Origin of the sequence: Citrobacter rodentium NBRC 105723 = DSM 16636 (assembly GCF_021278985.1) — a bacterium.
GTDB lineage: Bacteria > Pseudomonadota > Gammaproteobacteria > Enterobacterales > Enterobacteriaceae > Citrobacter_A > Citrobacter_A rodentium.
On record NZ_CP082833.1, the window covers coordinates 4418259 to 4440927 of the forward strand.

Annotated in this window: 17 protein-coding genes; 10 read left to right on the forward strand and 7 right to left on the reverse strand. The window is 55.3% G+C overall.

All coding sequences use genetic code 11. The features are described 5' to 3' along the window. The first annotated feature begins 17 nt into the window (after positions 1–17). Together putA and K7R23_RS21095 are read left to right on the forward strand one after the other, a co-directional pair. On the forward strand, positions 18–3980 hold the full coding sequence (putA, locus tag K7R23_RS21090) for a trifunctional transcriptional regulator/proline dehydrogenase/L-glutamate gamma-semialdehyde dehydrogenase (RefSeq protein ID WP_012905382.1): 3963 nt from the start codon (positions 18–20) through the stop codon (positions 3978–3980). Positions 3981–4081: 101 nt separating this feature from the next. Continuing rightward, entirely contained in the window at positions 4082–4477 is a 396-nt protein-coding gene (locus K7R23_RS21095) for a lysozyme inhibitor LprI family protein (RefSeq protein WP_012905381.1), read from the forward strand. Here the strand turns inward: K7R23_RS21095 and rutR are convergent. Together rutR and K7R23_RS21105 are read right to left on the reverse strand one after the other, a co-directional pair. Next, the gene (gene rutR / locus K7R23_RS21100) at positions 4474–5124 is read right to left on the reverse strand and encodes an HTH-type transcriptional regulator RutR (protein ID WP_012905380.1); all 651 of its coding nucleotides are present in this window, start codon (positions 5122–5124) and stop codon (positions 4474–4476) included. The genes K7R23_RS21095 and rutR overlap by 4 nt on opposite strands. A gap of 187 nt (positions 5125–5311) precedes the next feature. Further along, positions 5312–5485, reverse strand: coding sequence for a con-10 family general stress protein (locus K7R23_RS21105; RefSeq protein WP_012905379.1), 174 nt, complete (start codon positions 5483–5485; stop codon positions 5312–5314). 385 nt (positions 5486–5870) lie between these two features. Between K7R23_RS21105 and wrbA the strand changes: the two genes are divergently transcribed. Next, positions 5871–6467: an NAD(P)H:quinone oxidoreductase gene (wrbA, locus tag K7R23_RS21110; protein ID WP_012905378.1), complete on the forward strand. Its 597-nt coding sequence runs from the start codon at positions 5871–5873 to the stop codon at positions 6465–6467. A 20-nt stretch (positions 6468–6487) separates the two neighbouring features. Beyond that, positions 6488–6715: a YccJ family protein gene (locus K7R23_RS21115; RefSeq protein ID WP_012905377.1), complete on the forward strand. Its 228-nt coding sequence runs from the start codon at positions 6488–6490 to the stop codon at positions 6713–6715. Positions 6716–6748: 33 nt separating this feature from the next. Here the strand turns inward: K7R23_RS21115 and agp are convergent, their stop codons facing one another. Beyond that, complete coding sequence (agp, locus tag K7R23_RS21120; RefSeq protein WP_012905376.1) at positions 6749–7990, reverse strand: bifunctional glucose-1-phosphatase/inositol phosphatase; 1242 nt, start codon at positions 7988–7990, stop codon at positions 6749–6751. Positions 7991–8246: 256 nt separating this feature from the next. Between agp and cbpA the strand changes: the two genes are divergently transcribed. From cbpA to K7R23_RS21135, 3 genes are all read left to right on the forward strand, one after another. Continuing rightward, a complete protein-coding gene (cbpA, locus tag K7R23_RS21125) occupies positions 8247–9167 on the forward strand; it encodes a curved DNA-binding protein (protein ID WP_012905375.1) in 921 nt (306 codons plus the stop codon). Next, positions 9167–9472 carry a chaperone modulator CbpM gene (gene cbpM, locus K7R23_RS21130; protein WP_012905374.1) on the forward strand — a complete coding sequence of 102 codons (306 nt, stop codon included), beginning with the start codon at positions 9167–9169 and terminating at the stop codon, positions 9470–9472. Before cbpA ends, cbpM begins: the two co-directional genes overlap by 1 nt. Positions 9473–9589: 117 nt before the next feature. After that, complete coding sequence (locus tag K7R23_RS21135) at positions 9590–10669, forward strand: 4Fe-4S binding protein (protein ID WP_012905373.1); 1080 nt, start codon at positions 9590–9592, stop codon at positions 10667–10669. Between the two features lie 41 nt (positions 10670–10710). Here the strand turns inward: K7R23_RS21135 and K7R23_RS21140 are convergent, their stop codons facing one another. Beyond that, positions 10711–11823: an AI-2E family transporter gene (locus tag K7R23_RS21140; protein ID WP_012905372.1), complete on the reverse strand. Its 1113-nt coding sequence runs from the start codon at positions 11821–11823 to the stop codon at positions 10711–10713. 399 nt (positions 11824–12222) lie between these two features. Here K7R23_RS21140 and K7R23_RS21145 point away from each other — a divergent pair, with 399 nt between their 5' ends. From K7R23_RS21145 to K7R23_RS21155, 3 genes are read left to right on the forward strand one after another with little or no spacing between them, the layout of a single operon-like run. Next, complete coding sequence (locus tag K7R23_RS21145; protein WP_012905371.1) at positions 12223–12948, forward strand: gluconate 2-dehydrogenase subunit 3 family protein; 726 nt, start codon at positions 12223–12225, stop codon at positions 12946–12948. 2 nt (positions 12949–12950) lie between these two features. Then, positions 12951–14693, forward strand: coding sequence for a GMC family oxidoreductase (locus tag K7R23_RS21150; protein ID WP_012905370.1), 1743 nt, complete (start codon positions 12951–12953; stop codon positions 14691–14693). Positions 14694–14705: 12 nt separating this feature from the next. Beyond that, on the forward strand, positions 14706–15986 hold the full coding sequence (locus K7R23_RS21155; protein WP_012905369.1) for a c-type cytochrome: 1281 nt from the start codon (positions 14706–14708) through the stop codon (positions 15984–15986). A gap of 232 nt (positions 15987–16218) precedes the next feature. Here the strand turns inward: K7R23_RS21155 and K7R23_RS21160 are convergent, their stop codons facing one another. From K7R23_RS21160 to K7R23_RS21170, 3 genes are all read right to left on the reverse strand, one after another. After that, on the reverse strand, positions 16219–16935 hold the full coding sequence (locus K7R23_RS21160; RefSeq protein ID WP_012905368.1) for a YebC/PmpR family DNA-binding transcriptional regulator: 717 nt from the start codon (positions 16933–16935) through the stop codon (positions 16219–16221). A 590-nt stretch (positions 16936–17525) separates the two neighbouring features. Then, the gene (locus K7R23_RS21165) at positions 17526–22046 is read right to left on the reverse strand and encodes an autotransporter outer membrane beta-barrel domain-containing protein (RefSeq protein ID WP_369345816.1); all 4521 of its coding nucleotides are present in this window, start codon (positions 22044–22046) and stop codon (positions 17526–17528) included. Then, entirely contained in the window at positions 21979–22434 is a 456-nt protein-coding gene (locus tag K7R23_RS21170) for an ESPR-type extended signal peptide-containing protein (protein ID WP_231851605.1), read from the reverse strand. Before K7R23_RS21170 ends, K7R23_RS21165 begins: the two co-directional genes overlap by 68 nt. Positions 22435–22669: the final 235 nt, after the last annotated feature.

Sequence of the window (22669 nt, forward strand, 5' to 3'; positions counted from 1 at the left end):
CAACAGGAGCACATGGCATGGGAACCACCACGATGGGGGTCAAACTCGACGACGCTACGCGGGAGCGAATTAAATCAGCGGCGACGCGCATCGATCGCACGCCGCACTGGCTGATTAAGCAGGCCATTTTTACCTACCTCGAAAAACTGGAAAGTGAAGAGGCGCTGCCGGAGCTTCCCGCGCTGCTGGCCGGAGCGGCGAATGAGAGCGATGAAGCCGTTTCACCGCAGGAAGAGACGCACCAGCCGTTCCTCGAATTTGCCGAACAGATCCTCCCGCAGTCGGTGTCACGCGCCGCCATTACCGCCGCCTGGCGTCGTTCTGAAACCGACGCGGTTTCCATGCTGATGGAGCAGGCGCGCCTGCCGCAGCCGGTCGCTGAACAGGCGCACCGACTGGCGTATCAGTTGGCGGATAAATTGCGCAACCAGAAAACCGCCAGCGGCCGCGCCGGAATGGTGCAGGGCCTGTTGCAGGAGTTCTCGCTCTCCTCGCAGGAAGGCGTTGCCCTGATGTGCCTGGCGGAGGCGCTGCTGCGGATCCCGGACAAAGCGACGCGCGATGCGCTGATTCGCGACAAAATCAGCAACGGCAACTGGCATTCGCACATTGGCCGCAGCCCGTCGCTGTTTGTTAACGCCGCCACCTGGGGACTGCTGTTTACCGGCAAACTGGTATCCACCCATAATGAAGCCAACCTCTCTCGTTCGCTGAACCGCATTATCGGTAAGCGCGGCGAACCGCTGATCCGCAAAGGCGTCGACATGGCGATGCGCCTGATGGGCGAACAGTTCGTCACCGGCGAAACGATAGCCGAAGCGCTGGCGAACGCGCGTAAGCTGGAAGAGAAAGGCTTCCGCTACTCCTACGATATGCTCGGCGAAGCCGCGCTCACCGCCGCCGATGCCCAGGCCTATATGGTCTCCTACCAGCAGGCGATCCACGCTATCGGCAAAGCCTCTAACGGTCGCGGCATCTATGAGGGTCCCGGCATCTCAATTAAGCTCTCCGCCCTGCATCCGCGCTACAGCCGCGCGCAGTACGATCGGGTAATGGAAGAGCTTTATCCGCGCCTGAAGTCGCTGACGCTGCTGGCGCGCCAGTACGATATCGGCATCAACATTGACGCGGAAGAAGCCGACCGGCTGGAGATCTCCTTAGATCTGCTGGAAAAACTGTGTTTCGAACCGGAACTGGCCGGCTGGAACGGCATCGGCTTCGTGATTCAGGCCTATCAGAAACGCTGCCCGTTCGTCATTGATTATCTGATCGATCTGGCGACCCGCAGCCGCCGTCGTCTGATGATTCGTCTGGTGAAGGGCGCCTACTGGGACAGCGAAATCAAGCGCGCCCAAATGGAGGGTCTGGAAGGCTATCCGGTCTATACCCGCAAGGTCTATACCGACGTCTCTTACCTGGCCTGCGCGAAGAAGCTGCTGGCGGTGCCTAATCTGATCTATCCGCAGTTCGCCACCCATAACGCCCACACCCTGGCGGCGATCTACCATCTCGCCGGTCAGAACTACTATCCGGGCCAGTACGAGTTCCAGTGCCTGCACGGCATGGGCGAACCGCTGTATGAGCAGGTCACCGGTAAAGTGGCGGATGGCAAGCTGAACCGTCCGTGTCGCATTTATGCGCCGGTGGGCACCCATGAAACGCTGCTGGCGTATCTGGTACGTCGTCTGCTGGAAAACGGGGCGAACACGTCGTTTGTTAACCGTATTGCCGATACCACCCTGCCGCTGGATGAGCTGGTGGCCGACCCGGTAGAGGCTGTCGAAAAGCTGGCGCAGCAGGAAGGTCAGAGCGGCCTGCCGCATCCGAAAATCCCGCTGCCGCGCGATCTCTACGGTAAAGGCCGCGCAAACTCCGCCGGGCTGGATCTCGCCAACGAACACCGTCTGGCTTCCCTCTCCTCTGCCCTGCTTAACAGCGCGCTGCAAAAATGGCAGGCGAAGCCCGTGCTGGAAGAGGCGGTCGCCGAAGGCGAAATGAGCCCGGTGGTTAACCCCGCCGAGCCGAAGGACATTGTCGGCTTTGCGCGTGAAGCCAGCGAGGCGGAAGTGGAGCAGGCGCTGCAAAGCGCGGTAAACAGTGCGCCAATCTGGTTTGCCACTCCGCCGCAGGAACGCGCGGCGATCCTGCATCGCGCTGCGGTACTAATGGAAGGCCAGATGCAGACGCTGATCGGCATTCTGGTGCGCGAAGCCGGAAAAACCTTCAGCAACGCGATTGCCGAAGTCCGCGAAGCGGTGGATTTCCTGCATTATTACGCTGGCCAGGTACGCGACGATTTTGATAACGAAACGCACCGCCCGCTGGGGCCGGTGGTCTGTATCAGCCCGTGGAACTTCCCGCTAGCCATCTTCACCGGCCAAATCGCCGCCGCGCTGGCCGCGGGCAACAGCGTGCTGGCTAAACCGGCGGAGCAGACCCCGCTTATCGCCGCTCAGGGCATTGCGATTCTGCTGGAAGCGGGCGTACCGCCAGGCGTCGTACAGCTGCTGCCGGGACGCGGGGAAACCGTGGGTGCGAAGTTGACCGCCGACAGCCGCGTTCGCGGCGTGATGTTTACCGGTTCGACGGAAGTTGCGACGCTGCTGCAACGTAGCATCGCCACCCGTCTGGACGCGCAGGGACGCCCAATTCCGTTGATCGCCGAAACCGGCGGTATGAACGCCATGATTGTCGACTCTTCGGCGCTGACCGAACAGGTGGTGGTCGACGTGCTGGCCTCGGCGTTTGACAGCGCCGGACAGCGCTGCTCGGCCCTGCGCGTACTTTGCCTGCAGGATGACATTGCCGACCACACGCTGAAAATGCTGCGCGGCGCAATGGCGGAGTGCCGGATGGGCAATCCGGGACGTCTCACCACCGATATCGGTCCGGTGATTGATGAAGAAGCGAAAAATAATATCGAACGCCATATTCAGGCAATGCGCGCGAAAGGCCGCCCGGTATTCCAGGCGGTGCGTGAAAACAGCGATGACGCCCGCGAGTGGCAGAGCGGCACCTTTGTGCCGCCGACGCTGATTGAACTGGAGAGCTTTGATGAGCTGCAAAAAGAGGTCTTCGGTCCGGTACTGCACGTGGTGCGCTACAACCGAAATAGTCTGGAAGCATTGATTAAACAAATTAACGCTTCCGGCTATGGCCTGACGCTGGGCGTGCATACGCGCATTGATGAAACCATCGCCCAGGTCACCGGTTCGGCGCATGTCGGCAACCTGTATGTCAACCGCAATATGGTTGGCGCGGTGGTCGGCGTCCAGCCGTTCGGCGGCGAAGGGCTGTCGGGCACCGGACCGAAAGCGGGCGGTCCGCTGTATCTCTATCGCCTGCTGGCGAACCGTCCGGAGAATGCGCTGTCGATTACGCTGGCTCGACAGGATGCAGAGTATCCGGTTGACGCGCAGCTGAAAACCGCGCTCATCGCGCCGCTGGAGGCGTTAAGCGAATGGGCGGCCAACAACCCTGCCCTGCGCCAGCTGTGCCAGCGGTTCGCCGAGCTGGCGCAGGCCGGTACGCAGCGTCTGTTGCCGGGTCCGACCGGCGAGCGCAACACCTGGTCGCTGCTGCCGCGTGAGCGGGTGCTATGCATTGCCGATGAGGAGCAGGATGCGCTGGTCCAGCTTGCGGCGGTCATGTCGGTCGGCAGTCTGGCTCTGTGGCCGGACGATACGCTTCATCGCGATCTGGCAAAACGTCTGCCCGCGGCGGTGACGGCGCGCATTCAGTTTGCCGGAGCCGACGCTCTGACCGCGCAGGCGTTTGACGCAGTCATTTTCCACGGCGACTCCGACCAGCTCCGCGCGCTGTGTGAAGCGGTGGCCGCCCGCGAAGGGGCGATTGTCTCGATGCAGGGCTTTGCCCGCGGTGAAAGCAATATTCTGCTGGAACGGCTGTATATTGAACGCTCGCTGAGCGTCAACACCGCCGCCGCCGGTGGTAACGCAAGCCTGATGACAATCGGCTAATGGTGTAAACTCTCCCCGGCGGCGCTACGCTTTCCGGGGCTATCTATAAATCCAGGGCCGGATAAGCGCAGCGTATCCGGCTTTTTTATAGGGAGGAGAGGATGAAAAAAATATTTCTCGCAGGCGCGGCGCTGCTGCTGAGCGCCAGCGCGCTGGCCGATGAGTGCGCGAATGCCGCAACCCAGGCCGACATGAACGCCTGCGCCATCACGCAATATCAGACGGCGGATAAAAAACTCAACGAAACCTTCCGCAATGCGCTGGAGCGCGCGGCGGAACCACAGCGCGAGCTGCTGAAAAAGGCGCAGAACGCGTGGATTGCGGTACGCGATGCCGACTGCGCGCTGATCGCATCCGGCACCGAGGGCGGCAGCGCCCAGGTAATGATTGCCAACCAGTGTCTGGCGGACAAAACCGACGAGCGCGAGGCCTTTCTTGCTTCTCTGCTGCAATGTGAAGAAGGCGATATGAGCTGCCCGTTGCCGCCAGCCGGTTAACGGACGCGAATACCTTCAATAATCATGCGCTGAACGTTCTCGACCGTCTGATTAAAAAAGGCTTCATCCGGCAAGGTTGCGCCGGTCACCGCCTCCACCTGCGGCGCAAAATCGGCGTAATGCTGGGTCGAAGCCCAGATCATAAAAATGAGATGATGCGGATCGATCGGCGCCAGTTTTCCTTTCCTGACCCATCCGGCTATCAGCGCCGACTTTTCATCTATTAAGGTTTTCAGATCGCTCGTCAGTTCATCCATTAACAGCGGCGCGCCGGCCAGCATCTCCATGCAGAACAGTCTTGAGGCCTGCGGATAATCGCGGGATACCTCCAGCTTCAGCCGGATATATTCACGGATAGCTTCCAGCGGGGCGAAATCTTCCCGAAACGCTTTTAACGGCGCCAGCCAGATATCGAGGATCTGCCGCAGCACCGCGATATACAGCGCCTCTTTTGACGGGTAGTAATAGAGTAAATTGGTTTTGGAGACGCCGGCATATTCGGCGACCTGGTCAATTCGCGTGCCGTGAAATCCAAACTGAGAAAAACTATTCAGCGCGGCAGTTAAGATGGCCTGGCGTTTTGCGCTGACGGCCTGCGAGCGCTTACCTGTGTTCTTTGCGGCTTTGTTCTCCGCCTGCTGAGCCATGCCCCTCTCCTTGTACGGTAGTCCGCTGTTCTGTTCATCTGGCGAACCAGACGGTGGCGCTTAGTCTGCGGGGCGTTTCAGAACAGTTCAACCTTACGGGCAAAAAAACCGCCGGATAAATCCGGCGGCGGTGGCTTCATCACTTCAACGTCAACGCGTTGCGTGATGTCGATCAGGGTCGGAAAAGCTAGCTGTTACGGTTACCGCCGCTGCTTTTGCCCCCTTTCTTACCTGCTTCAGATGCACGCTGCGGGTCATTTTTGAAGTTACCCCCGCTGTGCTGACCACCTTTACGCCCTGCTTCTGATGCTCTTTCACGGTCTTCGGCAAAATTACCGGAACCGCCGCGATGGTTTGCCATTACTGACCTCCGTCATTGATTAGACATCATACTGCATCGGTTTTGAGGAATAACTCCTCACGCAACGGATGGCGAGTGCCATTATTTTCGCTACGTGGAACTAAGCTTAGGCAATATGGGCCATTCAGCCAGTGAATCGTAATATCCTGCAACAGCTTAAGCCTGAGATGCGCAATAATCGCCACGCTTAATCAATAAGCCTTTCTTATGATTGGCAAAATTATACCGACGTAAAATGTATCATTTTGCTACAAACGGCTGTTTTAATGAAAGTTGTTATAAATCAAAGAAATGGTCGCGTTATTTGCACTCTGGTCATCACGGCATATCTTTAAAAGAGGGTAGCGAATCGCTACAGACACGGTGAACGCGAGGAGTGGTGCAAATGGCGAAAGTTCTGGTGCTTTATTATTCCATGTATGGACACATCGAAACGATGGCACATGCGGTTGCAGAAGGGGCGCGCAAAGTGAATGGCGCAGAGGTGGTTGTTAAACGCGTACCGGAAACCATGGCGCCTGAGATCTTCGCCAAAGCGGGCGGAAAAGCGCAGGACGCTCCCGTCGCCACCCCGCAGGAACTGGCGGATTACGATGCGATTATTTTTGGTACGCCTACGCGTTTTGGCAATATGTCAGGCCAGATGCGCACCTTCCTCGATCAGACCGGCGGCCTGTGGGCGTCCGGAGCGCTGTACGGCAAAATCGCCAGCGTGTTCAGTTCTACCGGCACCGGCGGCGGCCAGGAACAGACCATTACCTCCACATGGACTACACTTGCCCATCATGGGATGGTCATTGTGCCGATCGGCTATGCCGCTCAGGAGCTGTTTGATATTTCACAGGTTCGCGGCGGTACGCCCTACGGCGCAACCACCATCGCTGGCGGCGACGGCTCCCGGCAGCCGAGCCCGCAAGAGCTGTCTATCGCGCGTTATCAGGGTGAATACGTTGCCGGTCTGGCAGTTAAGCTCAACGGCTAATCTTCAACAGGAGGATAAGAATGCCATCTCAAGAAGCAAAAGCACATCACGTCGGTGAATGGGCAAGTCTGCGCAATACGTCACCAGAAATAGCCGAGGCTATCTTTGAAGTTGCCGGGTATGACGAGAAACTGGCCGAAAAAATATGGGAAGAAGGCAGCGATGAAGTGCTGATCAAGGCCTTTGACAAAACGGATAAAGATTCGCTCTTTTGGGGCGAGCAAACCATTGAACGCAAAAACGTGTAACCCTGTTCCCCCGCTGACGCGGGGGAACCTGTCTTATTTAGCCGCCTCGTTCAGCAGCGCATCAAATTTATCGATTGGGCAGAAACCATTGGCGTCGATCGGGCAGCCCTTCAGCTCCAGGGTAACGCGCTGGGCCGGCGATTTCAACGTCAGCACCTCTGCGTTACGCAGCTGTTCGGCGCTCTGATACACATACTCAATTTTCATCAGATCGCGATTCCCTTTGCCGTCATGCCAGCGCTGGAAAACAATTTTTCCGCCGATCGGCGTGCGCTCGTGCTGGTCATGCAGCTGGTAGGGCTTAAAGTCCAGCGCCGTCAGCAGCGAAGCGATATTTGAGTCATGCCCCACCAGCACGGTAATTTTCGGCGCGTTAAGACGGTCGGTCACCAGCGCTTTATCAATATATTTCACCAACGGCGCAGCAACGTTGCGCGCCACCTCCACGGAGGTAAACAGGCTGTCCTGATAACCGTTTTTCAGTTTCGACAGCACCTTCCATTGCTGATCGGTTTTAATTTCGCCCCAGGCGACCTGATCCATCGGGAAACCTTCGTAGTATTGCAGAGTGAAAGCGTCAACCAGCGAGTTCCCCACCTTCAGTGGACCCGAAACGCCCGGTTCCTGCTGATACTTCGCGCTAAAGGTATCTTTGGCTTCCGTCAGCGAACAGAGCTGTTTTTCTTTGCACGACGGGGAATCTTTGAAGCGGGTCATCTGCTCAAGCAGCTTATAGCTGTCATCAAGCTGCATCCCCGCGCGCTCTTTTTCCATCGCCCGGACCGCCTGCTCACTGAACGTCGGCGAATCATCGGTGATCACCGGGTTAAAGGTCGGGTCCATCGTGCCCATCTTTTCCTGATGGTGTACCGGCACATCGCAGCCGGGGAACGCGCCGGTAATAAAGAACTGAGCGGTGGCAACGGTGCGTTGCAGGCTGTTGGCATAGGCATAGACCGCGTCAGGCGCCGGGCATTCGCCGGATTTCACCATTCCCTGTGCGGCCAGCCATTCACGCATGTAGTGGCCCATATACACCTCCAGCACCCCACCCTTGGTGGTGAGCTGGCCGCCCGGAACATCCCATTCAGGCCATTTATTTGGCGTGGACTGTTCCAGCACGCTGCCGTTATTCGCCAGCGGCGCGCGCAAATTGTGTCGGCTCATCATCAAAACCTGCTGTAACTGGTACCCCTCCGGCGTGGTCTGCGCCTGCGCGCCGGAAGACAGCATGACAACCCCTGCCACTGCGGCGGCAATTAACGTTTTTTTCATCCCTTTGGCCTCTTGTTGTTATTCACGCGCCATAAGTCTGACAGATATATGGCAAAATTCCGGGAACGGTTTCGCAAAAACGAGGGAAATTACGCGTTGCGGGAAGAACGTTCGCCACAGCGAACAGCGCTGCCCTTTTTTGACGTCTCCAGGCGATAAGGTTGGCATACGCGGATAAGAGGATTACCCTACACTTAACGGTGACACCTTTTCAGGGGAACCCTTCAGCCTGTATTGATTAACCCGAGAGAACGCTATGGAATTAAAGGATTATTACGCCATCATGGGCGTAAAGCCGACGGACGATCTCAAGACGATCAAGACCGCTTACCGCCGACTGGCCCGCAAGTACCATCCCGATATCAGTAAAGAACCCGACGCCGAAGCCCGCTTCAAAGAGATTGCCGAAGCGTGGGAAGTGCTGAGCGATGAACAGCGCCGCGCCGAATACGACCAGCTCTGGCAGCACCGTAACGACCCGCAGTTTAACCGCCAGTTTCAGCAGAGCGGAAGCCAGAGCTATAGCGCCGAAGATTTTGACGATATCTTTTCCTCGATTTTTGGTCAGCATGGCGGGCATACGCGCCAGCGTCACGCCAGCCGCGGGCATGATATTGAAATTGAGGTGGCGGTTTTCCTTGAAGAAACCCTCGCCGAACATCGCCGTACCATCAGCTATAACCTGCCGGTGTATAACGCCTTCGGCATGGTTGAACGCGAAATTCCCAAAACGCTTAACGTTAAAATCCCGGCAGGGGTCGGCAACGGCCAGCGCATTCGCCTGAAAGGCCAGGGCACGCCGGGGGAAAACGGTGGGCCGAACGGCGACCTGTGGCTGGTTATTCATATTGCGCCCCATCCGCTGTTTGACGTGGTTAATCAGGACCTGGAGATCGTCGTACCGCTCGCCCCGTGGGAAGCCGCGCTGGGCGCGAAAATTGCGGTGCCGACGCTGAAAGAGAATATTCTGGTCACCATTCCTCCCGGCAGCCAGGCCGGGCAACGCCTGCGCATTAAAGGTAAAGGTCTGACAGGCAAAAAACAGACCGGTGATTTGTACGTGGTAATTAAGGTGGTCATGCCGCCGAATCCGGATGAACGGACGGCCGCGCTGTGGCAGCAACTGGCAGCGGCGCAGTCAGGATTTGATCCGCGCAAAGAGTGGGGGAAAGCATAATGGCAAACGTCACTTTCACTTTTACGGTTACTGAATTTTGCCTGCATACCGGGGTAACGGAAGAGGAGCTGAACGAGCTGGTCGGGCTGGGCGTGGTTGAGCCTTATGACGATGCCGCCTCCGGCTGGCAGTTTGACGATCGCGCCGCAGCGGTGGTGCAGCGCGCCCTGCGGCTGCACCAGGAGCTGGCGCTTGACTGGCCGGGTATCGCCGTCGCCCTCACCCTGCTGGAAGATAACCGCCGCCTGCGCCAGGAAAATCGCCTGCTGCGACAGCGGCTGTCGCGCTTTATTGTCCATCCATAACGCAAGGGCCGCACAAGCGGCCCTTTTATCAGCCAATGATATAAATCAACGCTGGCGCGGAGGGATAACCGTAGGATAGTGGCATTTAAAATGCCTCTTTATGGAAATCCACAGGCGATGAGCGAACAAAAACGAACGCGCTGGCAGCGCCGTCCGGGAACGACGGGGGGTAAACGCCCGTGGAATGACTGGCGCAATGCCTCCAGCTGGCGCAGAGCGACGCAGCTCTTGCTGCTGGCGATCAATCTCTATATTGGCGTAACCTTTTATTACTGGGTGCGTTATTACGAAACCGGCGGTACGAGCCTGTATCTGCCCCGCCCCGGCGGGATTGAAGGCTGGCTGCCTGTCGCTGGCCTGATGAATCTGCGCTATACCCTGGAAACCGGCGCACTGCCGCCGATCCACGCCGCTGCCATGCTGCTGCTGGCGGCCTTTATGCTGACCAGCGTGCTGCTGAAAAAAGCCTTTTGTTCGTGGCTGTGCCCGATCGGTACGTTATCGGAACTTATCGCCGATCTCGGCAAACGGCTGTCTGGCCGTAACTTCAGCCTCCCCCGCTTTCTGGATATTCCCTTGCGCGGCGTGAAATATTTGCTGCTGATCTTTTTTCTCTCAATATCATTGTCGATGCCCGCGCAGGGGATTCAGTATTTCCTGATGTCCGCCTACGGCATCATTATTGATGTCAAAATGCTCGGCTTTTTTCGCCATATCGGCACGATAACGCTGCTCAGCGTCGCGCTGCTGGTGTTGCTCAGCCTGTTTGTACGCAACGCCTGGTGTCGCTATTTATGTCCTTACGGCGCGCTGCTGGGGCTGCTGTCCCTGCTCTCGCCGTTTAAAATTCGCCGCAATGCGCAAAGCTGTATCGACTGCGGCAAATGCGCCAAAAACTGCCCGTCACGTATTCCGGTAGATAAACTGATACAGGTGCGCACCGTCGAATGCACCGGCTGCATGACCTGCGTGGAATCCTGCCCCGTCGCCTCGACGTTAAGTTTTTCCTTACATACGCCGAAGGGAGATAACCTCAAACATCACGGAGGGCTCTCCGGGATCGCGATGACGCTGCTGGTGTGCGGAATCCTGTTCGCCAGCGTAGCATTGGCGATGCTTATGGGCGTCTGGGACAGCCCGGTGCCGGAGCATCTCTACTTTCGTCTGATCCCGGAGGCCAGCATGATTGGCCACTGACGGCTGGCCGGATGAGAGCTGCTTCATCCGGCACGCTACGTTTACTTCGACCTGTCGTCGGTAATGCCGTCCTCAATAAACTCTTTATCCAGTTCCTCTGCGTTGCCTTCGTGATCGCGTCCGGAAAGGATATTCCAGCAGGCGATAAACAGCGCTGCGACCAGCGGACCAATGACAAAACCGTTAATACCGTAGATCTCCATGCCGCCCAGCGTGGTAATCAGGATCAGGTAATCCGGCATTTTGGTATCTTTACCGACCAGGATTGGGCGCAGGATGTTATCGACCAGCCCGACAACGACCACAAAGAAGCCGACGATGAAGAAGCCCTGCCACAGCTGCTGCGTCGAAAAGAGAAAGATTGCTGCTGGCCCCCAGACGATGGCAGACCCCACCGCCGGAATAAGCGACAGGAAGGCCATCAGCGCCCCCCACAGGATACTGCCTTCTATACCCGCTATATAGAATGCTATCCCGCCCAGCGTCCCTTGTACGATGGCCACCACAACGGTCCCTTTTACCGTTGCGCGGGAGACGCCCGCGAATTTGGCGAACAGGTGCTGCTTGACAAAGTTTGACAGGGGCAAGGAGTCAAGGATCTGACGCACGAGGAACGGGCCGTCCTTCAGCAGGAAGAACAGCAGGTAAAGCATCACGCCGAAGCTGATGGCGAAGCCAAAGGTACCTTTACCAATTAAAAAGGCGCTGCCCGCCAGATATTGCCCGCCCTTTAAGGCCACTTCGGAAAGCTTTTGCTGGATCTCCGCGGCGCTGTCGAGATTGTGATCGGCCAGAAATTCACGCGCCCAGTCCGGCATATGGGCAAATAAACTCGCTATCACCTCCGGGAACTGGGCGTTGTTATTTTGCAGCTTGACGTACACCACGTTCAGTTCAAAGGCCAGCGAGGAGAGGATAAGCGCTAAGGGGATGAAAACGATCAGGCAAATGATGCCAAGCGTCAACAGCGAAGCCAGCCCGTTGCGATCGCCAAGCGCGGTGCGCAGCTTATTTTTAACCGGATAAAAGATAACCGTCAGGATGGCCGCCCAGAGGATGGCGGAAAAGTATGGCGACAACACGTCGAAAAAGGCCCATGTCACAACCACCAGCAGAAAAAGGAAGAACCCTTTCGTCAATCCATTAAAACGCATCTGTAAGTCCTGTAAACAAAGAAACTCTCAGGACTATAGGACTGATTGAGAAATTTACAACACCGGATTCGGAATCTCTGCGCGGCCTTGACCTCGTCATGGACATACGCCTGTTCTTATGATCTACATCAATTTATTTTAACTTTTTTAACATTTCCATCATCTATAATTCAATTGATACGGTGAATAATTTATTGGTAATTATCAATAAATTAAATGCGTATCACCGATAAGCATTACCCGTAACGTTCCTTCTCGCCGCAAAAAAAACAACAATTTCACCACTTGTATTAACAAAAAAACACGCTTATTTTTACTTTAACTGACAAATATAGAAACTATTAGCCAGATAAGAATTAATTGGTTTTACATATTAATGTAGCAAAACAGGAATGTTTTATGAGCAATAACGAAAATGAGGGCGTCCCCTCAAGACGGCGTTTTTTACAGCAAACGCTGGCGATCATCCCGCTGACCGCAATGGGCAGCAGCCTGCTTACCCGGAGCACTTTTGCAGCGCCAGCATCTTCTGAAGGCGTATCGGCCCATTACGTCCCCCGGTTTTTTAATAATGAAGAGTGGATGTTTGTTCTGGCGGCGACCGATCGGCTGATCCCGGCGGATGAGTATGGTCCGGGCGCGGTAAGCGAAGGCGTTCCGGTATTTATTGATAAGCAGATGGAACTCCCCTATGGCTACGGGCATTTGTGGTATATGCAGGGGCCATTTGCTGATGCGGCGCCGGAGCTGGGCTATCAGTCTCATCTGGTGCCGCGTGAAACCTGGCGGCGTGGGATTAAGGCGGTTAATCAGTGGTGCCAGGATAAATACCAGAAAAACTTCGCTGAGCTAACCCATCCGCAGCAGGAAGAGATACTGCGCCAACTGGAGAGCGGAGCGCTGAACTTTGAAAACGTCCCTGGAAACGTCTTCTTCGTCCAGATGCTGGAAAACACCCGGGAAGGCTATCTGGCCGATCCGCAGCATGGCGGTAATCAGACGATGGCATCGTGGAAACTGATCGGTTTTCCCGGCGCGCGCGCCGACTATCAGCAGGTTATGGATAATCCCGGAAAACCCTATTCGCTGGGACCGGTAAGCATTTCAGGGAAGAGGAGCGTATAAGCATGGCGATTAAAAAAGATCCTGTTGACGTGGTCATTGTGGGCTTTGGCTGGACCGGGTCGCTGATGGCAATGGAGCTGGTGGATAGCGGACTGAAGATCCTCGCGCTTGAACGCGGTGAAGCGCGTGACACCTACCCTGACTTTGCCTATCCCCGTATCGCGGATGAACTGACCTACGGTATACGGCTGAAGCTGTTTCAGAATGCGGCGAAAGAGACGGTAACCATACGCCATACCCCATCGGATACCGCTTTACCCTATCGCCGATTTGGTTCCTTCTTACCCGGAGACGGCGTAGGCGGAGCGGGCGTGCACTGGAACGGTATGCTCTGGCGACCGCTGGAAGCCGACCTGAAAATGCGCAGTACGGTCATCGAAAAATATGGCGCGAATTTTATTCCGCCCGATATGACGGTGCAGGATTATCCGTTCACGTATCAGGAGATGGAGCCTTTTTTTGATAAATACGAGAAGATTTGCGGTACTGCCGGCCAGGCGGGCAACGTAAAAGGCCAAATTCTGGAGGGAGGCAACCCTTTTGAAGCCGAACGTCAGAATCCCTATCCCACAAAAGCGCTCAAGCAGCAATATTCCGGAATACTGTTTAGCAAGGCGGCGAAAGAGCTGGGCTACCACCCTTTCCCGGTACCTGCGGCAAACTGTAGCGAACCCTACACGAACCCTTATGGCGTCCAGCTCGGAGTGTGTAACTACTGCGGGTTTTGCGAACGTTTCGGCTGTTTTAACTACTCCAAAGCCTCTCCGCAAGCCTGCGTCCTCCCGGCGCTAAAACAGCACAGCAACTTTGAACTGCGTACCGAATCACATGTTCTGCGGGTCAATACCGATTCGACAGGAACGAAGGCGACGGGCGTTACCTACATTGATGCTAACGGGCAGGAGGTGGAACAGCCGGCCAGTCTGGTGGTGTTAAGCGCGTTCCAGTTACACAACGTCCGGCTGCTGCTGCTGTCGAAAATCGGCAAGCCTTACGATCCGGTAACCGGCGAAGGTGTGGTGGGACGTAATTACGCCTATCAGATGAACGGCGGTATCTCTCTGTTCTTCAACGAAGATCATAACTTCAATCCCTTCGCAGCAACCGGCACGACCGGGATGTTTATTGATGATTTTAATGCGGAGAACTTTGATCACAGCGAGCTGGGATTTGTCGGCGGTGCGACGATATCCGCCACGATTACCGGCGGACGACCAATCCAGCAAATGCCTCTGCCAAAAGATGCGCCAAAGTGGGGAAGCGGCTGGAAGAAAGCCATTAAAGAGAGCTACCTGCATACAATGAGCGTCGGATCATCGGGTTCTGTGATGCCGTACAAACAGTGCTATCTGGATCTCGACCCCACCTATAAAGATTTGCACGGCCAGCCATTACTCAAAATGACCCACTTCATCGGTACAAAGGCAGAAGAGATCGTCCGGACAATCAACCCGCCCCATTACGAAGTGGGTTTTAAAAGGATGGACGCGCATTATGACGTGCGGCCATATCAGTCGACCCATACCACCGGCGGCGCAGTGATGGGAGACAATCCCAAAACCAGCGTGGTGAATAAATATATGCAGAGCTGGGATGTGCCCAATCTTTTTGTGCTGGGCGCCTGCTGCTTCCCGCAAAACCTGGCCTATAACCCGACGGGGATTGTCGGTGCGACAGCGCTGTTTGCCGCACATGCGATTCGTACACAGTATCTGGCAAATCCAGGTCCGTTGGTGCAGGCATAAGGGGAGATTAAGATGACGATTAAATGGAAAGCCCGGCTCTCTATCCTGCCGCTGGCGCTGCTGGCTGCCGCCGTCCAGGCCGGAACAACCAGCCAGAATCTCAATGAGGGGAAACAGCTGGCCGCCGCAGGCGACTGCATCGCCTGCCACACCGCACTGGGGGGCCAGTCCTATGCGGGCGGGCTTAAAATGAGCACGCCGATAGGCGCAATCTACTCAACCAACATAACGCCAGATAAAGAGACAGGTATCGGCAACTATAGCTATGACGATTTTGCCAAAGCGGTGCGCGAAGGGGTGGCGAAGGATGGTCGCAATCTCTATCCCGCGATGCCGTATCCCTCCTATGCCAAAATCAACGATCGGGATCTGCATATTCTGTATGACTTTTTTATGCACCAGGTGCCAGCGGTAAAACAGCAAAACCGCGACAGCGATATTCCCTGGCCGCTCAATATGCGCTGGCCGCTGGCTGTCTGGAATTGGGTGTTTCATGATGATGCGGCCTTTAAGCCAGACGCTTCACAGAGCGCGCAGTGGAACCGTGGCGCTTATCTGGTGCAGGGGCTGGCGCACTGCGGAACGTGCCATACGCCGCGTGGGATCGGTTTTCAGGAAAAAGCGCTGGATCAGAACGATGACGCATATCTGACCGGCGGAACGCTGGAGGGCTGGCACGCGCCGGATCTTACCGGCAACGTGAAAAACGGGCTGGGACGCTGGTCAGCGCAGGAGATTGCGCAATTCCTCAGGACCGGTCGCACGGATAAAAGCGCCGCTTTTGGCTCCATGAGCGACGTTGTGGCGCACAGTACGCAGTATCTGAGCCCTGACGACCTCGAGGCGATAGCGGTCTATCTGAAGTCGCTAAAATCCTCCGATCCGCAGGCTGTGGCGCCAAAAGCCGATACGGAAACGTCACTGGCGTTGATAAAAGGCGATATGAAGAAACCCGGCGCGCAGGAATATATGGATAACTGCTCAGCCTGTCACCGTATTGATGGTCAGGGATATGCAAAAACCTTCCCGGCGCTGGCGCATAACTCCGCGGTGTTAAGCGACGATCCTTCATCGTTAATCAGCGTGGTGCTGCGTGGCAGCCAAATGGCGATTACCCAAAATGAGCCAACCGGGCTGATGATGCCGGATTTCGCCTGGCGGCTGGATGATAAACAGGTAGCCGATTTACTGACGTTTGTGCGCAGCAGCTGGGGCAATAATGCGCCAGCGGTAACGGCGGATGAAGTCAAAGAATTGCGAGAGGAAATTAAAGAAATACAGAAGGAGAAATAATCCTCGCCTGCCGGCGGTATCAGAAGAGTGGATGCCGCCGGAAAACGCTAATATAAAAACGATATAAATGCAATCAGAGACATCATTCAGAAATGAATATCTTTAAAAATTACAAATAATGAAACTAGTTTCAATTTCCCCGAAGGATATTCGCCTGGTAACAGGTACTTTTTTATAACAATTTTATAAGATTAAAAAATCTGCCATAAAGACAGATTTCTTAAATTTATAATCAGAGATTTGCAACGTTATGGTATACTTTTTGAACATCGTCGTCATCTTCAAGGGCATCAACAAGCCCTTCAAAGATTTCTAAATCTTCTGGTGAAAGTTCAACTTCTGATTGTGCAATCATTTCTAATTCTGTTGTTGAGAACTCAGTAATCCCGGCTGCTTTTAGCGCTGCAATTCCTTTGTGAAGGTCTGTAGATTCAGTATAAATAACGATATTTCCTTCGTCTTCAGTTACATCACGAACATCAACTTCAGCTTCCAGCAAAATTTCAAAAATATGGTCAGGGTCCGTTCCTTTAAATACAATTACGCCAGTATTGTCAAACATATAGCTGACAGAACCTGCCGCCCCGATATTCCCACCTTTTTTATTGAAAATGGTGCGGACATTGGCAATCGTACGGTTAACATTGGAAGTCAACGTTTCAGCGATAACCATTGAACCTCCGGGTCCAAAGCCTTCATAACGCCCTTGCAGGAACGTTTCATCGCCGCCACCTTTGGCTTTATCAATGGCTTTATCAATAACGTGTTTTGGAACCTGTGCTTGTTTTGCACGTTCAATAACGAATTTTAAAGATGAGTTTAATTCCGGGTCCGGTTCACCTTGTTTAGCTGCAGCATAGATTTCCACACCAAACTTTGCATATATTTTAGACGTTGCACCGTCTTTAGCCGTTTTTTTACCAACAATATTGGCCCATTTACGTCCCACTGGAATAGTCTCCCGAAAATTTATTTACATCACTGTGTAGCTTAATAAGCTACGTGCTTTCTCTGCTATATTATATCATAATATATAAACCCTCGTCTACGAGCAATAAACAGTATCCAGATTTACGGAATGTTACTTTAATTTTGCCAATAGTTGACATTGCGGTTAAGCTATTACCGGTTGTTCTGCTGGTTATTTTTTATTGTTAAGAATTGAACCGCAGCAATAATACATAAAACAGGAGAAAAATGTTAATCCAGGCCCGCGGCACGGCTACAGAATGCCAGAGGTTAAAGGGATCTACATTGAACAGAATAAAACAGGTGCAAAACAGATTAGAGTGGTCGCCACCAGCAATTTACAGTTCCATCGGGTGTGCGCTAAGCTCTTTTCGTCCCCCATTGGGTCCCCCTTTTGATTCTTGTTTGACACTTGTAGTTGCCAGACCGCAAGGTGTTTTAACAAATCAAAAGGGGTTTTAATAACTGGCCCAAAGCTGAAAGCTTTACTGAACCCCCAGCCTGGCTGGGGGTTTTCTATAGACAAATAAGGAGCCGGATATTCCGGCCCCTTTTATTACAGGTCTGTCATTACCAACTGTATTTCACCCCCAACATCCCCTGGGTATCGCTGTAGCCGTTGTCTCCCACCTGCACACCCACATTACCCCAGACACTCAGGCGGTCGTTCAGCTTGCCTTCCACACCGGTACGGATTTCGCCGAGGTTGCGGGCGCCATCACGGCTGACTTTGGTATCGTCCATTTTCACGCCAAAGGCTTCCGTATTATGTATCCAGTTCACCTCCACGAACGGCTGGAACTCACGCTGTTTACCGTCATCCATTTTGTGGTGACTGTTCAGGTACGTTCTCACCCCGAGACGGGTCTGGATGTTGCCGTCGCCCTGCGTTTCGATGCGGGTACCGTCGTGCCGGGTATGCGCGTTAGCCTTCACCCCCATCCAGGTGACCTGCGCCTGCGGCTGGATATACCAGGCGTTCAGCGTGCCCTGGCTGCCCCAGAACTCACCGGCTTTAATGGTGTAACCAGCTTCCAGCGAGGCGGTCAACCCTTTGGATTTATACTCATCGCGCTCACGTCTGTCGGCGGTCACGCTGTTGTCGAACCAGTTGTACTGCACCCAGCTGTCCACATACATGCCGGTTTTGTCCATATCGTTCTGGTACCAGGTGCCGTACAGACCGGCGCTGTAACCGCTGACGCGACCTTCAGAACCATAGCCAGCGCGGTTGCTACGGGTATTGCTGTGCTCATTGGCATAGCCGCCCATTACGCCCACATGCCAGCGGTCGAGACCGTCGGTACTCCACCGGGCGATATCGCCACCCAGTTGAAGCACATAGCGGTTGCTCCGGGATTTCAGTTGGCCGTCACCGGCAGAAGAACGTTCGTGACCGCCGACGTGGCGCATCCACATGCTGGTGACGTTATCCTCACCGTTGTGCAGTGCATCGGTGTACTGCGGTTCACCGAGTCGGTCGTGCAGGCGGTGGTTAAACAGCGTGTTGGCTGCCGCGATGTTGCTGATATAGCTGCCTGCTTCCGGGCGCAGGGCGTCCGGGGCGGCCGGGTCGACTACCGGCGCTTCAGGCGCGTTCTGCACGGGGGCCGCACCATTCCATTTACTGGTCAGGTACCAGTTCTTCGCTGCTGCCCCGGCACCTTTCGCCAGGGTATAGACATAGGCTCCGGCTTCCACGGTACCCTTCGTTAACGCAAAGTTACCGGCTGAGTTTCCATCCACCTGTACCAGTTCGATACCGTTTACCGTCTGTGCACCGATGCCGCCCACGTTATTCACCTCAACCCGGGTGTTGCCGGCGGTGTCACCGTGAACAGTCATTTTGTCCGTCGGTGAGTCGTCGCCGCCCAGTTCGGTATTGAAGGCCAGCAGGCCGTTGTTCCCGCTGTAGTTGCCGTTCACCGTCAGGGTGTTGCCCGGTGTCCCGTCTTCGCGGGCCAGCAGGACAGAACCGCTGTTAGTCAGGTTGCCGCCCACCAGGAAGTCGGTCATCTGCATCGTACCGCCCTGCATGACGTCGACATCCCCGGCGGTGCTGCCGTAACCGGTGAAGAAGGCGCCATCATGAACATTAACCTGTTCACTTGCCATATCCACTGGCGTGGCTGCAGCCAGCGCCAGCGTACCGGCGGTGATATCCGTGATACCGGTGTACGCCACAGCGTCTGCGGTCAGGGTCAGGGTACCTGTCCCGGATTTGGTCAGGTCGCCGCCGCCGTTGACGCTGTTGCTGAGCGTCCAGTCACTGTCGGTGTTCACGGTCAGCAGACCCTCATCGTTCACCGTCGCGGTGCCGAGGTGGTACTGTTCACTCACCGTCAGGCTGCTGCCGTCGTCGATGTTAAACAGACCGCTGAAGCCGCTGTTGTCACCGGCAACGATGGCGTCCGTGATGTTCGTCGCGTCAACATGACCGGTACCGCTGATGTTATTTGCCAGAGTGCCGGTCGCGCCGTCCAGTGTCAGGGTGCCTTCATCGAAGATATCGCCGCTGCCTGCGCCCTGCACATTTCTGATGACCACTTCCGCACCGCTGCTGATGTCAGTGGTGGCGCTGAAGCCGCTGTTAGCGCCGTTAATGGTCAGCACACCGCCGACCACGTTCAGCGAGCCGCCGCCGGTCAGGATGCCGTCGCTGTACCCGCCACTGGCCAGGCTCAGCGAGCCGCCGTTAACATCCAGCACGGAGTCTTCATCGCCTGCCAGCATACCGGCCACCTGCACAGTGCCGTTGAGGTCCGCTTTCGCGACACTGTGAATCGCCAGCATTGCCGTATTGCCCAGCGCACCGTCGGCGTCGGTCCGCAGGGTACCGCTCAGCACCGTGGTGTCACCGGTGTAATCGTTGCTGCTGGACAGCGACAGCACGTCACTACCGGTGGTGCTGATGGCGAGATTGCCGCTGCCGGTGATGCGGGCAGACTGGTCTGCCGCCGCGCCGGTGGCACCCGGCGTTCCTTCAAGGGTCAGAGTCTGGTTCGCCAGCAACTCCAGCTCCGTCAAGCCGTAGTTGACATACAGGCCGTCACCGGGTGCAGTACTCAGGCGGTAATCATAGGTGCCTTTCGCCACCGTATCCGCACTATGGGAAATATCAACCTGCTTCGCAGCTGTGATGGTACTGCCGGTCTGGTCCACAAGTGCCAGGTTAGCCCCGCTGCCAGTGACCGTCGTGGCACTGACCAACTCCAGACCAATGTTGGCGTCATCCTGGGTCATCAGGGACGAAGTGGTGTCCGTCGCATGACCCGGAACGTACGTTGCCGGGATGTTCACCTGGACCGTACCGCTGCCTGAGGCATCAAGATGGTTCGTCTTCACATAACTGGTGGCCACCGTATCGTGTGGGACGGTGGCATTAAAGGCCACACGACCGCCGGCGAAGGTGAGACCGCCGATGGTCTGTTCGCCGTTACCCACGGTGGTGGTATTACCTGTACTGGTAACCAACGTGGCTTGCGTTAATGCTGAGGTGTTGGTCCCGGAAAGGGCAAAAGTGCTGTTCTTCAGATCGACCGTTCCGGCAAAAGCGCTACCGACTGAAGGCGCAAAAGCAAAGACGTCCTCTGCTGTGGTCAGATCCACACTTATCAGGCCGGTTCCACTCAGCGCATTCCTGAGAGTGAAATTACCAGTACTGCCATTCGTGGCACCTTTAATTTCCAGCGTGCCTGCGGTGTCGATGGTCACGGCGCTGGAACCCAGGCCGGAACGGTTGATGCCTGGCATCTTGTTGGTGGTGAGGATGCCACCATTAATCAGCGTCGAACCACTGAAGATGTTATCGCCACTCAGCACAGTATGCCCGGCATCCTGGATTAGTGTACCTTCTCCTGAAATCACCGGTGAGAACTGATAGCCGCCTGCGGTAGAAAGATCAGAGACAGTGTGGTTGAAGACCAGTGTCCCTGTACCGGCGCCAAAGACGACCTTGCCAGCGCCAGTGATAAAGCCAGCATCTGCAGCGCTCTGACCGTGTTCCGCACCAATGTTAACGGTACCTTTACTGCCCGTAGCCTGGGCGATCGTCATATCGCCATCTAAAGCCAGAGTACCCGCATCGCTCAGATAGAGTACGCCCGTATTCGCACTTCCCACGATCATTGAGGTCGCGGTCATTGACGAACCGGCCCCGCTGATATTGATCGTACCCGCACTGGTGTTCATATTGCCCAGCGAGGTTACCCCGGCGACCACTTGCCCTCCCGCCTGTATATTCAGGATACCGATCCCCGACGCCCCCACCTGCAGATTTTTCTTAGCACCGGTGGCGTCAGTAATCATCCAGCTTCCGCCGGAATTCACATTGACGGTCCCCTGGCCATCTGGAGAGCGGCCAATCATACTGTCGGCAATACTGTTGACCTGTGCCTCGTTCCGGATATTCAGCGTGCCACGGCCATAATCACCCACCCGCAGTGCGCCGGTATTCATTGCGGAACCTGTTCCGGTAACATCAACCGTACCCGTGCCTGAAGCAAAACTGCCGAGGGTAGTCGTGCCCGCGGTCAATACACCTGCCGAGGCGATGTTAACGATTCCCGTACCGTAGTAACCGATATTAAAATCCTGTCTGGTACCCGCGGCGTTGACTAAATTCCACAGGCCCCCCGAGCTGACATCCACCGTACCGGTACTGTCTGCCGCATTGCCTACGATGCCGCCACGGCTGGTCACAACGGCATTGTTGGTCAGGATCATCGTCCCGTTACCGGCCACACCCGTGGTCAGTCTGCCGGTCAGATTCCACTGCGAGCCCGCACCGTCGACTGTCACGATACCGGTACTGCCTGCCGCATTACCTATTACGCCGGTATCCGTATTCACCACGCCGCCATCAGTAATGGTAAGTGCGCCTTGCCCATTCCCCCCCACCTTTATGGAGTCCGCAGTGAGAATGCTGCCAGTACCATTTACATTAGCTGAACTCTTACTGTTAACTCCATTCCCCAGGATGGCCCCCCCCACGGTGACCACACCTCCGGCATGAATATTGATATTACCCATACCAGCCCCCCCCAGCGTACAGTACGCTCCCAACATTCCATTGTCCTCCATCGCTGACATCAACAGTTCCCGAACTTCCCGCTGATTGTCCAAGTACAGCTGCACTGCCAGTGACAGTTCCGCCATCGCTGATGTTGAGAATACCCGTGCCACCGGTGATGCTGCCAACATAGACAGTACCCGCATCAATGATGGAATTATCCTGAGTTATTAATAGACTTGTGTTCACAGTCAAATCTGCAGAGGCAATACCTGGCAGTGCAAGCAAAACCGTCAGAGAAAGTCGCTTTATTCGGGAGGGATGAGGTATGAGTTTACTCTGCGAAAGGGTACTGGCAGGAATAGTCCGGGTTACGGAGGTCACAAGGCGTTTTCCACTCACCAGTTCGGAGCAAACCTGAAATACGTTTAATACTCTATTCCAGATAATACGATAGATTTTGTTCATTGTTGTCACCTCTTACGCCGTACACGTACGGACTGTCTGACTTTCACATGTATCTGAGTTCTTTCTGTGTATTCACACAGAGACGACAGGACGTCCATACCAGCTACGGATAATTCGTTTACTTTCCTGGTGAAACTGACCTGCGTAGCCGCGAATTCCGGTAAATATGCCTTCACCAGAACCGGACTGACCTGCAGGTTGATAGGAATTTTATTCATGTTACATACTCGTTAAT

Bases quoted from the DNA above. Each gene is read 5' to 3' on its own strand.
- K7R23_RS21145 (WP_012905371.1), top strand. From the start codon at position 12,223: ATGAGCAATAACGAAAATGAGGGCGTCCCCTCAAGACGGCGTTTTTTA.
- rutR (WP_012905380.1), bottom strand. From the start codon at position 5,124: ATGGCTCAGCAGGCGGAGAACAAAGCCGCAAAGAACACAGGTAAGCGC.
- K7R23_RS21155 (WP_012905369.1), top strand. From the start codon at position 14,706: ATGACGATTAAATGGAAAGCCCGGCTCTCTATCCTGCCGCTGGCGCTG.
- agp (WP_012905376.1), bottom strand. From the start codon at position 7,990: ATGAAAAAAACGTTAATTGCCGCCGCAGTGGCAGGGGTTGTCATGCTG.
- K7R23_RS21165 (WP_369345816.1), bottom strand. From the start codon at position 22,046: ATGTCAGCGATGGAGGACAATGGAATGTTGGGAGCGTACTGTACGCTG.
- K7R23_RS21115 (WP_012905377.1), top strand. From the start codon at position 6,488: ATGCCATCTCAAGAAGCAAAAGCACATCACGTCGGTGAATGGGCAAGT.
- K7R23_RS21140 (WP_012905372.1), bottom strand. From the start codon at position 11,823: ATGCGTTTTAATGGATTGACGAAAGGGTTCTTCCTTTTTCTGCTGGTG.
- cbpA (WP_012905375.1), top strand. From the start codon at position 8,247: ATGGAATTAAAGGATTATTACGCCATCATGGGCGTAAAGCCGACGGAC.
- K7R23_RS21105 (WP_012905379.1), bottom strand. From the start codon at position 5,485: ATGGCAAACCATCGCGGCGGTTCCGGTAATTTTGCCGAAGACCGTGAA.
- K7R23_RS21135 (WP_012905373.1), top strand. From the start codon at position 9,590: ATGAGCGAACAAAAACGAACGCGCTGGCAGCGCCGTCCGGGAACGACG.
- K7R23_RS21150 (WP_012905370.1), top strand. From the start codon at position 12,951: ATGGCGATTAAAAAAGATCCTGTTGACGTGGTCATTGTGGGCTTTGGC.
- cbpM (WP_012905374.1), top strand. From the start codon at position 9,167: ATGGCAAACGTCACTTTCACTTTTACGGTTACTGAATTTTGCCTGCAT.
- K7R23_RS21095 (WP_012905381.1), top strand. From the start codon at position 4,082: ATGAAAAAAATATTTCTCGCAGGCGCGGCGCTGCTGCTGAGCGCCAGC.
- K7R23_RS21170 (WP_231851605.1), bottom strand. From the start codon at position 22,434: ATGAACAAAATCTATCGTATTATCTGGAATAGAGTATTAAACGTATTT.
- wrbA (WP_012905378.1), top strand. From the start codon at position 5,871: ATGGCGAAAGTTCTGGTGCTTTATTATTCCATGTATGGACACATCGAA.
- putA (WP_012905382.1), top strand. From the start codon at position 18: ATGGGAACCACCACGATGGGGGTCAAACTCGACGACGCTACGCGGGAG.